The following is a 14,022-nucleotide window of genomic DNA, read 5'->3' as shown; positions in this document are numbered from 1 at the left end:
GACATTCATGGCACAGCGAGATGAACAGACTATTCTGCTGACTGGCGTGAACGGCCAGGTGGGGTTTGAACTGGCGCGGACGCTGCAGGGATTGGGGAAGGTTGTTGCCCTTGACCGTAGCGCACTGGATCTTGGTGATCTGGATCAGATTCGACGTGTGGTACGTGAGGCAAAGCCTGGGTTGATCGTCAATCCGGCTGCGTACACGGCGGTTGACAAGGCTGAGACGGACGTCGACGCTGCCATGCGTTTGAATGCCGAGGTGCCCGGCATCCTCGCGGAAGAGGCGAAGCGGCTGGGAGCATCCCTTGTCCACTATTCGACGGACTATGTCTTCGACGGAACGAAAGAAGGCCAGTACGTCGAGACCGATGCAGTTAATCCCCAAAATGTGTATGGCAAGAGCAAACTCGCAGGTGAGCAGGCCATGGTCGCAGTAGGCTGCCCGCACCTGATTTTCCGAACGAGTTGGGTATATGGCACGCGAGGCAAGAACTTTTTACTGACCATGCTTCGACTAGGCGCAGAACGCGACGAGTTAGGCGTGGTTTCCGACCAGTTCGGCGCTCCGACTTGGTCGAATACCATCGCGACCGTGAGCGCGAATATATTGGCGCAGGCACTTCCCGGGGGGGGCGACTGGTGGCAGCAATATTCAGGTCTGTATCATCTGACTGCTTCTGGCGTTACGTCATGGCATGGCTTTGCCGAGGCGATTTTCCAAATTTCTGATCTCGCGAAAAAGCCCGTGGTGAAGCCCATTACGGCGGCGTCCTATTCGACACCTGCGACGCGGCCGGCGAACTCCCGGCTGTCGAACGAGAAGCTTTTCGCGACTTTCGGGCTGACGCCACCCCGTTGGGACGCGGCTCTGCGACTTTGCCTCGCCAAATAGTTTTCCGTTATATGGCCGCCCGGCACGAGGCCCTCCACCCATTTAGAATTGTATCTCTATGCCTGCTACTGAATGTTCCCCTGTTGACGACAGCTTGGTTTCTGCCGCTGTGGAGCCGGTTTCACGGGAACAGCTGGGTCGCTCTACTGTTTTGGTGGTGGGCGATGTCATGTTGGACCGCTATTGGTTTGGTAACGTCGACCGGATATCTCCCGAAGCACCTGTCCCCGTCGTCCATATTCAGCGCACCGAAGAGCGTTTGGGTGGCGCTGCGAACGTGGCATGCAATATTGCGGCCTTGGGAGGGCAAGCGTCGTTGATATGCGTGATTGGCCACGATGAGGCGGGAGAACGCCTGGTGGAGTTGCTTGCGACGAGCAAAGTGCGGGCGTTCGCTGAACGGGACGCGTCGATTTCGACGATCATCAAGCTTCGCGTCATCGCACGGCAGCAGCAACTGATACGCGCCGACTTTGAAGAGCCGCCGACTAAGGAAATATTGCTCGCAGGTTTGGCCCGGTTCGACAGCCTGCTGGGGGAATGTTCGGTTGTGCTGCTATCGGACTATGCGAAAGGCGGATTGACCCACGTTTCAAGCATGATCTCGAAGGCTCGCGCCGCGGGAAAGCATGTTCTGATCGACCCAAAAGGGACGGATTGGCACCGTTATCGCGGTGCTTCCCTGATTACGCCGAATCGGGCGGAGTTGCGCGAAGTAATCGGATCATGGCCTTCCGAAAACGAACTCATGCGACGGGTGTCCGAACTGCGTCATTCGCTCGATATTGACGCCCTCCTGCTAACTCGTTCGGAAGAGGGCATGACGCTATTTACCGAAAGGGAGTCGACTCATTTCCCGACTGCCGCTCGGGATGTCTACGACGTATCCGGTGCCGGAGACACGGTTATCGGTACTGTCGCCGCGATGCTTGGAGCCGGGCTGCCGCTGGCGAAGGCCGTCGTGTACGCTAATAGCGCGGCGGGCGTTGTTGTGGGTAAGGTCGGCACCGCTCCTATTGCGTACGACGAGCTTTTCCCTCGCTAAGCGCGTGCAGCGCTCACTCTCAGCCTACGGGAAAATAAAGATTTAACCATGACCCTCATCGTCACCGGCGCAGCCGGTTTTATCGGCAGCAATCTCGTGAAGGCACTCAACGAGCGCGGCGAGCAACGCATCATCGCCGTCGACAACCTCACGCGTGCGGACAAGTTCAAGAATCTGGTCGATTGCGAGATCGACGATTATCTCGACAAGACCGAATTCGTCGAGCGCTTCAGGCGCGGCGACTTTGGCAAAGTGCGCGCGATTTTCCACGAAGGCGCCTGTTCGGACACAATGGAATCCGACGGCCGCTACATGATGGAAAACAACTTCCGCTACAGCCGCGACGTACTCGATGTCTGCCAGGCGCAGAACATCCAGTTCCTGTATGCATCGTCGGCGGCGACTTATGGCGGCTCGAGCCGCTTTGTCGAAGAGCGCGAAGTCGAGCAGCCGCTGAACGTGTACGGTTATTCGAAGTTCCTGTTCGACCAGGTGATTCGCCGAGTGCTGCCCACTGCGAAGAGCCAGATTGCCGGCTTCCGTTACTTCAACGTGTACGGTCCGCGCGAAACGCATAAAGCGCGCATGGCGTCGGTCGCGTTTCACAACTTCAACCAGTTTCACGCTGACGGCAAGGTCAAACTGTTCGGCGAGTACAACGGTTATGCGGCGGGCGAGCAGACGCGCGACTTCGTTTCGATCGAAGACGTCGTGAAGGTCAACCTGTTCTTCTTCGACAACCCGGACGAGTCGGGCATCTTCAACCTGGGCAGCGGCCGCGCGCAACCGTTCAACGATATCGCGAGCACGGTGGTCAACACGCTGCGTTCGTTGAACAACGAGCCGGCCTTGTCGCTGGCGGAGCAGGTGGAGCGCGGTCTGATCGAATACATTCCGTTTCCTGACGCGTTGCGCGGCAAGTATCAATGCTTCACGCAGGCCGACCAGTCGAAGCTGCGCGCAGCCGGTTACGACGCGCCGTTTTTGAGCGTGCAGGAAGGTGTCGATCGATACGTACGTTGGCTAGAAGACCACCGTGGCTAATACCATCCGTCCCGGCATCGTAGTCGTGTTCTACCGTCCCGACGCGGACTGTGTACGACGCGCGAACCGTTATGCTCAATACGGCCACGCCATCGTCGTCGACAATACCGAAAGTGTTTCCGCGGCAGCGGAGCTCGGTCTGGATCCGCGCATCACTTACATCGCGAACGGTCACAATCTGGGTATTGGAGCGGCGATCAATCAGGGCGTGCAGCGTGCGATCGATAAAGGCTGTGCGAACGCCCTGATTTTCGATCAGGACAGCGACCCAACTGGCGAGTTATTAGAAGGCTTGCCAAAGTTGCTCGACGCCGCGGTCGCGTGCGGACAATCTGTTGCGGTGGTTGGGCCTGCCTACGATGACGTTCGTCTGGGCGGTATAGCGCCGTTCGTCAGGTTCGGCTATGTGAAGCTGCTCCGGATTATGCCTGTCGGCGAAGAACTGATCGACGTGGACTTTCTGATCAGTTCGGGTTCATGTCTGAACCTCGCTGCATGGCAGGCGGTCGGCCCTATGGAGGAGGATCTATTCATCGATTTCGTCGATCTTGAATGGTGTATCAGAGCGCGTTCAAAGGGGTACGCCGTGTTGGGTGCGCCGCAGTTGCGGCTTGCGCACGAGTTAGGCGGTGAGCCAGTCAAGGTCTTCGGGCGCCCTTATCCGAGCCACAGCCCGCTACGGCATTACTATCTGTTCCGGAATGCCGTCGCGTTGATCCAGCGACGCTACGTACCCTGGAGCTGGAAATCGACCGAATTGGTCAAATTCCCGTTTCGCCTCGCAATTTATGGGCTTTTCCTACGGCCCCGGCTTGGTCACCTTCGTATGGCAGTGCTGGGTATCTGGCATGGACTGACGGGTCGAATGGGCGCGTTGTAAAGCTTTATGGCCTTTCACGCGCTCCTTGTGCGTGGATCGTGCGATTTGTTTAACAGGATTATTTAAAACTAACCCAATGTCGAATCCCATCATTACTGATTTAAAGAGCAGTCTTGTGTCGTGGCGGTTGTGGACGCTGCTCGGCTGGCTCGAAGTACGTCAACGTTACGCGCGCTCGCGCGTGGGCCCGTTCTGGTTGACCATCAGTATGGGTGTCATGATTGCGTCGATCGGTATCGTGTACGGTACTCTGTTCGGCCAGAAAATGACCGAATATCTGCCATTCCTCGCGATCAGCCTCGTGATGTGGACTTTCTTCGCGCAGACGGTGATCGAAGGCAGTACGGCCTACATCAATAGTTCGACGTACATCCGGCAGGCGTCCACCCCCAAATTGATCTACATCCTGCAGGTCCTTTGGCGCAACCTGGTTATCCTGGCCCATAACTTTGTGATCGTCATTGTGCTGCTTGTCGTGTTCGGCACACCGAACTGGGAGACGCTGCCGCTATTTATCCCCGCATTGCTGATCTACGCACTGAACGCACTGTGGATTGCAATGCTGGTCGGTTTGTTGTCGGCGCGGTTTCGCGATCTGCCGCAGATCGTCGCGGCCGTGATGCAGATTGCGTTCTACATCACACCGATTATTTATCGTCCGAATGCGCTGAACCGTTTTTCATTCATCGTTGAACTGAATCCGCTTGCACATCTGATCGAGCTGGTGCGTGCGCCGTTGATCGGCCAGGTGCCGTCCGCCACGACCTGGGCTGTGGCCGTCGGCATGCTGGTGATCGGCTGGGCATTTGCATTGCTACTGACCGGCCGTTATCTGAAGCGCATTCCGTACTGGGTATAAGAGAACACATCATGGCGTATATCGAACTCAAGGGCGCGACGCTCGACCTGCCCATTTACGACGTGCGAGGGCGCTCGCTGAAGAAGCAGGTGCTACGCATCGGCCGCCGCAACTCCATTGCTGAAGATAACGACGGTGTTGTTGTCGTGCGCGCGCTCAACGACATCAACGTGCGTTTCGAGAATGGCGACCGGATCGGGCTGATTGGCCGCAATGGCGCGGGCAAGTCCACTTTGCTGCGGACGATGGCCGGCATCTACTCGCCGACCATCGGCACTGTCGAAAGCGACGGCAAGATCGTGCCGTTGCTGGACATCAGTCTCGGCATGGACGAAAACTCGACGGGCTTGCAGAACATTCGCCTCCGTGGCCTGTTGCTCGGTATGACTGACGCAGAAATCCGCGCGAAGCAGGAGGAAATCGCCGAGTTCTGCGAATTGGGCGACTATCTGGACTTGCCGCTCAGAACGTATTCGAGCGGTATGCGCGTGCGTCTCGCATTCGCTGTATCGACTGCGGTCGATGCGCAGATTTTGCTGCTGGACGAGGTCATGGGCGTGGGCGACGCATCGTTCCTGCACAAGGCGCAAGAGCGCCTCGAAGATCTTCATCGCCGCGCGGAGATCGTTGTCCTCGCGATGCATGCGAACTCGGAAATCCGCCGTGTGTGCAATAAGGCGCTATGGATGGACCGTGGTCAGCTGCAGGCATTCGGGCCGGTGGAAGAAGTCGTTGCGGCATACGAAGCGCAGGTCTGAGCCAATGCAAGGTGCGAGATTCCTCAGTCTCCCTGTGCGAGTGCTGCGTGGCTTTCGGGAAGCGGTGCAACTGCGCGGCGGCGTGCTGCCGACCTTGCGCGTCGTCGTGGGCCTGCTGAGGCGTGAAGGGTTGGCAGGAATGCGGAACCGGTTGATACGGTCGGCAGCGGGCGGCGGCTACCGCACATGGATCGCACAATACGATACGCTCGACGCCGCAGCCCGCGAAGACTTGCTGCGCGAGCTGAAGACGTTGCAGGACAAACCGCTCATCTCAGTTCTCGTACCGGTTTACAACACGCCCGCGCAGTATCTGACTGAGATGCTCGATTCGGTGCTTGCGCAGATCTATCCGCACTGGGAACTGTGTATCGCCGATGACGCATCGAGCGCACCGCACGTCGCGGAGATCCTGCATGACTATGCGTCACGTGACGCGCGAATCAAGGTCATACGTCGTGCCGTGAACGGGCACATCTGCGTGGCAAGCAGTGATGCGCTGGCGCTTGCTTCCGGTCGATTTATTGCGCTGCTCGATCACGATGACGTGCTTCCGGCGCACGCGCTGTTCATGGTGGTGCGCTATATGAATCGCTATCCGTCCGCACGGATGCTTTATAGCGATGAAGATAAGCTCGCACCCGGCGGTCAACGCGTGCAGCCGTACTTCAAATCCGACTGGAACGCGGCGCTGATGTTGGGACAGAACATGTTCTCCCATCTGGGCGTTCTGGAAACGGAGTTGGTGAGGCAGGCGGGTGGATTTCGCCCAGGTTTCGAGGGCAGTCAGGATCACGACCTCGTGTTGCGATGTGCGGAGCTGGCGGGCCCGCGTGCGATTGTACATATCCCGCACGTGCTTTATCACTGGCGCGTAATTGCCGGAAGCACTGCGCGGGAGGTGGCAGCCAAGCCATATGCACGTGATGCTTCACTGCGAGCCGTGAGCGAACACCTCGCACGTTGCGGTCACGATGCGCGCGTTGAGCCGCTATCCGCGGATTCGACGATGCTGCGTGTAATTTACCGCGTGCAGCAACCTGTGCCACTTGTGTCGATCATCATTCCGACACGCGACCGCGCCGAACTTTTGTCGCGCTGTATCGACAGCCTGCGCGAGCGCACACATTATTCGAATTACGAAATCCTGATTGTCGATAACGGTTCGATCGAGCCCAACGCACTTGAATTGCTGGAGCACTACTCACGTTTCCCTAACGTTACGGTGCTTCGAATCGACGCACCGTTTAATTATTCGGCGTTGAATAATGCCGCAGCAATCCATGCCAAAGGGACGTTGCTGTGCCTGCTCAACAACGATATTGAGATCGAGTCATCGGACTGGTTGGATATTCTCTGCGGTTATGCGCTCTTACCGGGGCACGGAGCGGCCGGTGCAGCGCTTTGGTATCCCGACGACCGGTTGCAGCATGGCGGCGTGCTAATGGGCGTCGGACACCTGGCCGGTCACATGCATCACCTGATACCTCGCGGAGATCGTGGGTACTTTGGGCGCGCGGTATTGGCACAGTACGTTGCGGCGGTCTCGGCCGCATGCCTCGTCGTCCGAAAGGCGCTGTTCGACGAAGTGGGCGGACTCGACGCCGACCATCTAGCGATTGCGTTCAACGATGTCGACTTCTGCCTGAAGCTGCGCGCCGCAGGTTACGAGAACGTGTATGTGCCGTATGCAGAGCTCTATCATCATGAGTCGGCGTCGCGCGGCACTGATTTGAGCGGTACGAACCTGGAGCGTTTCCAGCGGGAGACGGACTTCATGCGTAAGCGCTGGCCGCAAATGTTGGAAGAAGATCCGTATTACAACCCAAATCTGACAAGGAGCGGAGGGCCACTGTTTTCACTGGCGTTTCCCCCGAGAATTGGGCAGTTCGGCTAGTGACCAGATTTTCTAACCTATCCTTCGGAACTATGGAATTTACCGGCGAACGCTTCACAACGGATCAGCACGGAGACATCGAACTGGAGCATTTGCACCGGTACATCTGTGTTTCAAAACTGGCGTCGGGCAAGGATGTGCTCGATATTGCAAGCGGCGAAGGTTACGGCACGGCAATCTTGGCAGAGCGAGCCCGCAGTGTGATCGGTGTCGATATTTCCGACCAGGCCGTCAAGCACGCGCAGCAGCGCTACGTAGGTGAAAATCTATCCTATCGGACTGGCTCCGCAACGGCGATCCCACTGCCGGATGCATCAATCGACCTCGTTGTGAGCTTCGAGACGATCGAACATCACGACCGGCACGACGCGATGATCGCCGAGATTAAACGCGTGCTTCGGCCGGATGGCGTATTGATCATGTCGAGTCCCGACAAGCGTGCTTATTCGCTTTTGCCGAACTACACGAATCCCTATCACGTGAAGGAGCTGACGCGCGACGAATTTGATGCACTGATTCGTGGCAACTTCGCCGACGTCGAGCTATATGGACAGCGCGTCATCTATGCATCGGCTATTGCCGCGGAGGGGGGGGCGGGTGCGTTCGTCCACTATCGTAACGAGGACGCGTACCTGAAAAGCGCCGACGGTCTGATTGATCCAATGTATCTGATCGCAGTGGCGTCGGATGGGCAACTGCCGAAAGTCGCGTCGGGCATTTTCGAAGGGCATCTCGACGATTCTCAGCCGGTCGTCGATGCCCGTCGCGTGCTCGCGGAGCAGCAAACCTCGCTTGCCCGGGCGACTGAACGCGGCGGCGCGCTCGAAGTGGAGCTATTCGCCATCCGGGCCGACATGGCGAAGCTGGACGCGACGGTGCGGGAGCAAGACGAGGCACTGCGGGAAAAGGAAGAGGCGCTGCGCGCCGCGTGCGATCAGATTGTGAGACGTCGCGATAGCGAAGAAAAGTTGAAACGGGAAAACGTCAAGCTGGAAGCATCGGTAGCGAAGCTACTCGAGACTTCGGCGGAACTGACCGGCACGGTTCAGGCACTTCGCAGTTCATGGAGTTGGCGACTTTCCGGGCCGCTGCGGGCGATGACTACTGTGTTGCGTAAAGTGAAGAACGCAGTGTTGCTGCCGGTGCGGATCGCGCGGATATTGCGGCATCCGACGCTGACGCCGGTGAAGCAACTTCGAGCGCTTGCTAACGGCGCATTCGTAAGCACTGGCGACGATCCTCAATTTGCAGTTCATCCCGGCTGGCGTCCGCTTACCGGCGGTTGGGCCCTCGCGACGATCGACATCGTCGATGCGCAAAATCCGATGCAGCCGATTCTGTACGTCTTTTCTGGCGAAGGCGGCTCTCATGTGACGGCATACGCGATGCCGCATGGGGCACGTGGCCGGGTTCGCAAGGCAATCGTGTTGCCGGTGGGTGTGCAGGGCTTGCGCCTTGATCCGACCGATAAGGAAGGCGAGCAGTTTTCGATGGGACGGGCAACCGTGCGCAATCTTGGCCGCCTTGGCCTGCTGCGCTATGGTTACTCGCTACTCGATCAGGATCAGCGCAGGCACGTTGTCAAAGCCGCATTGCGCGGTGACTTCGCGACCCTGAAGACAACGATCCGCGACCGGCTGATTAGCGAGGATCATGGTTCCGAATACCGCGCGTGGGTCGAGCAGTTCGACACATTGACCGGACAGGATCAGGCTGCCATTCGTGCGAAGGTCGAGCAGATGCGGTCGAAGCCGCTGATTTCGATCGCCATGCCGGTCTATAATCCACGCTCGAAGTATTTGCGTAAGGCGCTCGATAGCGTGCTCGCGCAGATCTATCCGAACTGGGAACTCTGCATCGCCGACGATGCGTCGACCAATCCTGAGATCAAGCGGGTTCTGACGGAATACGCGCAACGTGATCCACGTATCAAGGTCGCCTATCGCACGCAGAACGGTCATATCTCAGCAGCGACCAATACCGCGATCGAACTGGTCGCCGGAGATTTCATCGCGCTGATGGACCATGATGACGCATTGCCGGCGCATGCGCTCTACATGGTCGCCGACGAACTGATTCGCTATCCTGAAACCGATCTGATCTACACCGACGAGGACAAGGTAGACGAGCAGGATCGGCGTCACGATGCGCACTTCAAGACGGATTGGAATCCGGAGCTGTTCTATGCGCAGAATCTGATCGCGCACATGGGCGTGTACCGCACGTCGATCGTCCGCAAGATCGGTGGGTTCCGCATTGGTTTTGAAGGCAGCCAGGATTACGATTTCGCGTTGCGTTTCCTGAAGCACACCGACGCGACGCGGATCCGGCATATTCCCCACGTGTTGTATCACTGGCGGATCTTCCCTGGCGTCGCAAGTTTCTCGACGGACAATCCGAACAAATCGATCGACACCGCGCACCGCGCGTTGAACGAATATTTCGCAGACGTCGAGCCTGATGCCGAAGTCGTACCGATCGAGCAGTTTCCGAGCTGGTGGCGAATCAGGCGTCAGCCGCCTACTCCGCTGCCGCGGGTGTCCCTGATCGTACCAACACGCGATCGGCTGGACGTATTGAAGGTTGCTGTGCAAGGGCTGCTGCACGAGACAAACTACGACAACCTTGAACTTATCATCGTCGATAACGATAGCGTGGAGCCAGATACGCTCGACTATTTTGCGTCGTTAAAAAGTGACCTGCGCGTGAAGATCCTGAAGATCGAAGGGCCATTCAATTTCTCGCGGCTGAACAACTGCGCAGCCGGAACCGCGACAGGTTCGATCCTCGGATTCGTCAATAACGACGTAAAAGTGATCGATGCCGATTGGCTGCTCGAACTCGTCGCGCAGGTATCGCGACCCAATGTGGGCGCGGCTGGGGCCAAGCTCTACTATGCGAACGAGACGATTCAGCATGCTGGCGTGATCCTCGGGCTCTATGGCGTGGCAGCACACGGGCATCGCCACTTTCCGCGCAACTCCATCGGCTATTTCGGTCGGCCGATGCTGGTTCAGAATATTTCGGCGGTCACTGCGGCCTGCATGGTGGTGCCGAAAGATGTGTTCGATCGGGTCGGCGGATATGATGAAGTGAATTTGACTGTCGGCTACAACGACGTCGACTTGTGCCTCAAAATTCGCGAGGCGTCGTACGATATTGTGTTCACGCCTTTCTCGGAGCTGTATCACCTGGAGTCCGTATCTCGTGGCGAGAATCTGACTCCAGCGCAATTGGAGCGCGATGCTCGGGAACGCGCTTACATGCTAGAACGCTGGGGCCCGATTATTGAACGTGATCCGTTCTACAACACAAATCTGACGGTCGGATCAGAAAATTTTGGTCTGGCGTTTCCGCCGCGCACTGCGAAGCCTTGGCTCGACTCCTGAGAAAGAATCCATCATGTCGAATGCTCAGATTACTCGCCCTCTGAAGAGAATGCTGCGCCGGGCTGCCCCGGGGCTCGCGACGCGGCTTAGCGCGATGTTGCACGCACCCGCCACACAGGCGCCGCTGCTGGACACCTTCTCGACGACACGTGCGGAGCTGCGCGTGACCCAGTCGCGTTTTGACGCAGAGCATTCCGTCGAAGCTGCGGCGTTGCAAGCAGTCGCGCGCAACTCGTCGCTCGTGGTGCTGGGCGTCGCGCCGTTTGCCAACGTCTCGATGCTGATCGACGAACTGGCCCAAGAGCGGGTTGTGCTGGGCGAGCTGGTGATCGTGGACGCGACAGCGGAGTTACCGCGAGGTGTCGCGATTCGTGATCACGTCAATGCATGGAATTTCAAGCTGCCGCTGACGCGTATCACGGTCGTGTCGCACACCCGCCAGGAACTTCGCTACGCGGACGCGATCAACAACGGCTTAAGCGCAGCGCGGCAGCCGAACGTGTGGATTGCAGGCGCCGATTATGTACCGCTTGACCGCTGTTTCGAATACCTGTTCAAGACCTTCGTGTCGACGAATGGGCAAGCCATTATTGCAGCGCATACGTTCCTTCCGAACGGAAATTTGCAACGTGTCGAAATTCCCAAATCCATGCTCGAGGACGCAGGCGATCGCGCGCTGTCCATCGCCGATGAGGCTGCTGCGCAGAATGGCTGGGGCGACGTAAATCCGGCAGGCATCACGGAATGTGGATTGCTCTCGGACTGCGCGTCGTTTCGAAGGGGTATCTTTGGCGGCGAACGTCAGCGTCTTCTCGGCATGGCGCCGTCGCTTGGGCTCGATGCACGTTTCGTGACGGAGATTGCAGTTGCCGGCTTGGCGCTGCAGTTACGCAAGCAGCAGACAAGGCTGGTGAGCTCCGCCGCTAGTGCGGCAGTGAGCCTGCGCGGGCAATTCTCGGACGCAAACAGCGCCTGGGAGGTACTGCACGACTGGCGATGGCTCCTGAACAAGCAACGGTCGGCGCCGACGGCACAGGCAATGGGAACAGAGCGAATAGAACTCGTTTGCCCTTTTCATCGGGGCGACGTGGTGCTGGCTGTGCAGGTCGCGAGTCACGCGGCGTCGCTTGGCATACCTATGCGTCTGCACATTGCCGAGTCGCTGCTGTCCTGGGTGAAAGATATGAACCCCGACCTGGATGCGGCACCCGTGCCGGTTCCCGTGGCATCCGCGGCAGAGACATATCCGCAGTTGCTGGCTGCGTATCGGTACGTGTCGCAGCGCGCTGACGCTTCGCCGAGGCTTGCGCGCTGCCATCCGTCGCGCAGCCTGTCGAAGACGGGCGAAAATCTGATCGGTTATATGCTCGAGGAAGTTGGACTGCCAATCGACACACGAGTGCGCAATCTGAAGCCTGCCGTGACCGACGAGCAGCGCGAGATTGCCCGACAGACGATGGAACCATTCGGCGAAGATGTCATTTTCGTGCATCCGCTAGGCGGATGGAGTCTAAAGTCGATTCCTCCGCATACGCTCGTTGAACTCGCGCAATGTGTGCATGAAGCCGGCTTCAGGCTGATTCAAATTGGCGGTGCGGGTGATCCGCCATTAGCCGCCTGCGACGGCGCGATTCTGCGCAATTTCCTGCCATCGCAGTGGCGTGCGATTCTGGCGCTTGGCCGGGCGATGGCCGGCGTCGATTCGTGGACGGCGCACTTCGCCGCAATCCTCGACATTCCGCAAATCTCGCTTTACGGCTCGACGCATCCGCGTCATGTAAACACGAAGGCGTGGTTCGCAGAGCAGTCCGGTCCGTCGCTCGTGCTAGGACCGATCGTTAATTGCTCGCCGTGCAATTCGCTCAAATGTGTGACCTTTCCGGAGCGCCACTATTGCACCGGCTACAGCATCGATCGACGTGCACTGGAAAGCTTCCTCTCGTCGCTACGGCGCGAGCCTGTTTCCGCGAACTGACCGGCAGTGCGCGTCGGCGTCTGGGCGCTCGCACGTGAGTCTTGTGGTTGCAAGATGAGCGCGTTGCCGGTCTTAAACGCTGCACGTTCTGTCAAAGCTTCATTTCTTCAGCCGACAGCCGGCGAGTGTCGGTTATTTGCTTGCGGTTTGTAAGTCGCTTCGCACGCTGTATCAATGAAATGCCAGCGGCGGATCGCTCGAGACGCAACTGCGGGCAGCTTCGGGGAACTGGGCCGGCTTTTCCATCAGGCCAAGCATCACAGCACGTTGCGCCAGTTCGACAACGGAGGATCTAAGGAGTGCCATTCTGTGGTTATTCAACTCATCTTCCGACAGCAACAGCGGCTCTGCGCGCTTCCTGAGCGACACGAGGAATTCTCCGTGTGGTCCGGGCTCTTTGAGCACGATCTCGAAGGCAATCAGGTCGAGCGCCCGCAATTCGAGCATGATCAACGAGAACGATGACGGCGTGAAATACCATGTGTGGTTGTCGATATATTTGGCGTCGTTCGATTCGTCGTGTTGAACAAATCGGTCATACGCGTGATGAAGGTTGGACAGGAAGCGGAAATTTTTGACGTTTCCATCGGCCCAACCCGACAGGTTCGTGTCGCGGTTGAGCACGTCATAAGCGGCCATCCGGAAGAAGCTTTCGCGCGTATGACGCGACCGCTTCCGATGATGAGCTGTCAATACTTCAGCCGTGCTCGACATAGGCATGAAGAAGTCGAAGCAATAGCGCATATCGGGAACTGCCAGCACCAGTACTCCCTCGTCACGCATCATCAGTTCGAAGTCGCGTAGCGTACCAAGTAGATTCGGGAAATGCTCGATGACATGGCTGGCGACGATGTAGTCGAAATGCCGCTCGCCATAGCCGCTGTGCTTTAGCGCGTCGCTGATCAAACCATGATTCCAGACGACGTCGACCGGCTGAAGCGATTCGGCTACGACGTTGGGGTCGCCCTTGTAAGCTCGGGTCAATCCTTCAGTGGTGTCATGGTCCACCGATATCACATTCCAGCCGTCTCGTTTCGGGACCGTCGGCGTATGCAATGCCCCGATCTCGATACCGAGCATCTCTTTTGTAAGCAATTGTTGCAGCGTAGCGCGCCGTTTGTCCATATCTCCTCCGGCTAATGCGCAGGACACCAAGTCCTGACGCCGATGACAGATTACATCCTCACTATCCACGAACGAAGCTACGTTACATACTTCGCACATCGTAAATTGATTAGTGTTGATTATTCGCTAACCATTCTGTTTTACAATCAGGCGAT

Annotated in this window: 10 protein-coding genes; 9 read left to right on the top strand and 1 reads right to left on the bottom strand. The window is 57.9% G+C overall.

The genetic code is table 11. The features are described from left to right. Positions 1 to 7 precede the first annotated feature (7 nt). The 9 genes from rfbD (at position 8) to LMG28727_RS07930 (ending at position 12,742) form a co-directional block, all read left to right on the top strand. Positions 8 to 895 (top strand): dTDP-4-dehydrorhamnose reductase, encoded by an 888-nt coding sequence (rfbD, locus tag LMG28727_RS07970; protein WP_201641758.1) that lies wholly within the window; start codon positions 8 to 10, stop codon positions 893 to 895. A gap of 58 nt (positions 896 to 953) precedes the next feature. Further along, positions 954 to 1,940 (top strand): D-glycero-beta-D-manno-heptose-7-phosphate kinase, encoded by a 987-nt coding sequence (rfaE1, locus tag LMG28727_RS07965; RefSeq protein ID WP_201641757.1) that lies wholly within the window; start codon positions 954 to 956, stop codon positions 1,938 to 1,940. A 48-nt stretch (positions 1,941 to 1,988) separates the two neighbouring features. Beyond that, positions 1,989 to 2,984 (top strand): ADP-glyceromanno-heptose 6-epimerase, encoded by a 996-nt coding sequence (gene rfaD / locus LMG28727_RS07960; protein ID WP_201641756.1) that lies wholly within the window; start codon positions 1,989 to 1,991, stop codon positions 2,982 to 2,984. Beyond that, the gene (locus LMG28727_RS07955) at positions 2,977 to 3,864 is read left to right on the top strand and encodes a glycosyltransferase family 2 protein (protein ID WP_201641755.1); all 888 of its coding nucleotides are present in this window, start codon (positions 2,977 to 2,979) and stop codon (positions 3,862 to 3,864) included. Before rfaD ends, LMG28727_RS07955 begins: the two co-directional genes overlap by 8 nt. 76 nt (positions 3,865 to 3,940) lie before the next feature. After that, positions 3,941 to 4,723, top strand: coding sequence for an ABC transporter permease (locus LMG28727_RS07950; RefSeq protein ID WP_201641754.1), 783 nt, complete (start codon positions 3,941 to 3,943; stop codon positions 4,721 to 4,723). Positions 4,724 to 4,734: 11 nt separating this feature from the next. Further along, positions 4,735 to 5,481: an ABC transporter ATP-binding protein gene (locus LMG28727_RS07945; protein WP_201641753.1), complete on the top strand. Its 747-nt coding sequence runs from the start codon at positions 4,735 to 4,737 to the stop codon at positions 5,479 to 5,481. 4 nt (positions 5,482 to 5,485) lie between these two features. Next, a complete protein-coding gene (locus LMG28727_RS07940) occupies positions 5,486 to 7,378 on the top strand; it encodes a glycosyltransferase family 2 protein (RefSeq protein ID WP_201641752.1) in 1,893 nt (630 codons plus the stop codon). A gap of 32 nt (positions 7,379 to 7,410) precedes the next feature. Then, the gene (locus tag LMG28727_RS07935; RefSeq protein WP_201641751.1) at positions 7,411 to 10,767 is read left to right on the top strand and encodes a glycosyltransferase; all 3,357 of its coding nucleotides are present in this window, start codon (positions 7,411 to 7,413) and stop codon (positions 10,765 to 10,767) included. A gap of 13 nt (positions 10,768 to 10,780) precedes the next feature. Beyond that, the gene (locus LMG28727_RS07930) at positions 10,781 to 12,742 is read left to right on the top strand and encodes a glycosyltransferase family 9 protein (RefSeq protein WP_201641750.1); all 1,962 of its coding nucleotides are present in this window, start codon (positions 10,781 to 10,783) and stop codon (positions 12,740 to 12,742) included. A 171-nt stretch (positions 12,743 to 12,913) separates the two neighbouring features. Here LMG28727_RS07930 and LMG28727_RS07925 read toward each other — a convergent pair whose 3' ends face one another. Continuing rightward, a complete protein-coding gene (locus LMG28727_RS07925) occupies positions 12,914 to 13,936 on the bottom strand; it encodes a methyltransferase domain-containing protein (RefSeq protein ID WP_201641749.1) in 1,023 nt (340 codons plus the stop codon). Positions 13,937 to 14,022: the final 86 nt, after the last annotated feature.

It is taken from the genome of Paraburkholderia metrosideri (assembly GCF_904848625.1).
GTDB classification, from domain to species: Bacteria; Pseudomonadota; Gammaproteobacteria; order Burkholderiales; family Burkholderiaceae; genus Paraburkholderia; species Paraburkholderia metrosideri.
The sequence above is the reverse complement of the archived record's forward strand: the minus strand, read 5'-3'. Positions and strand labels throughout refer to the sequence as shown.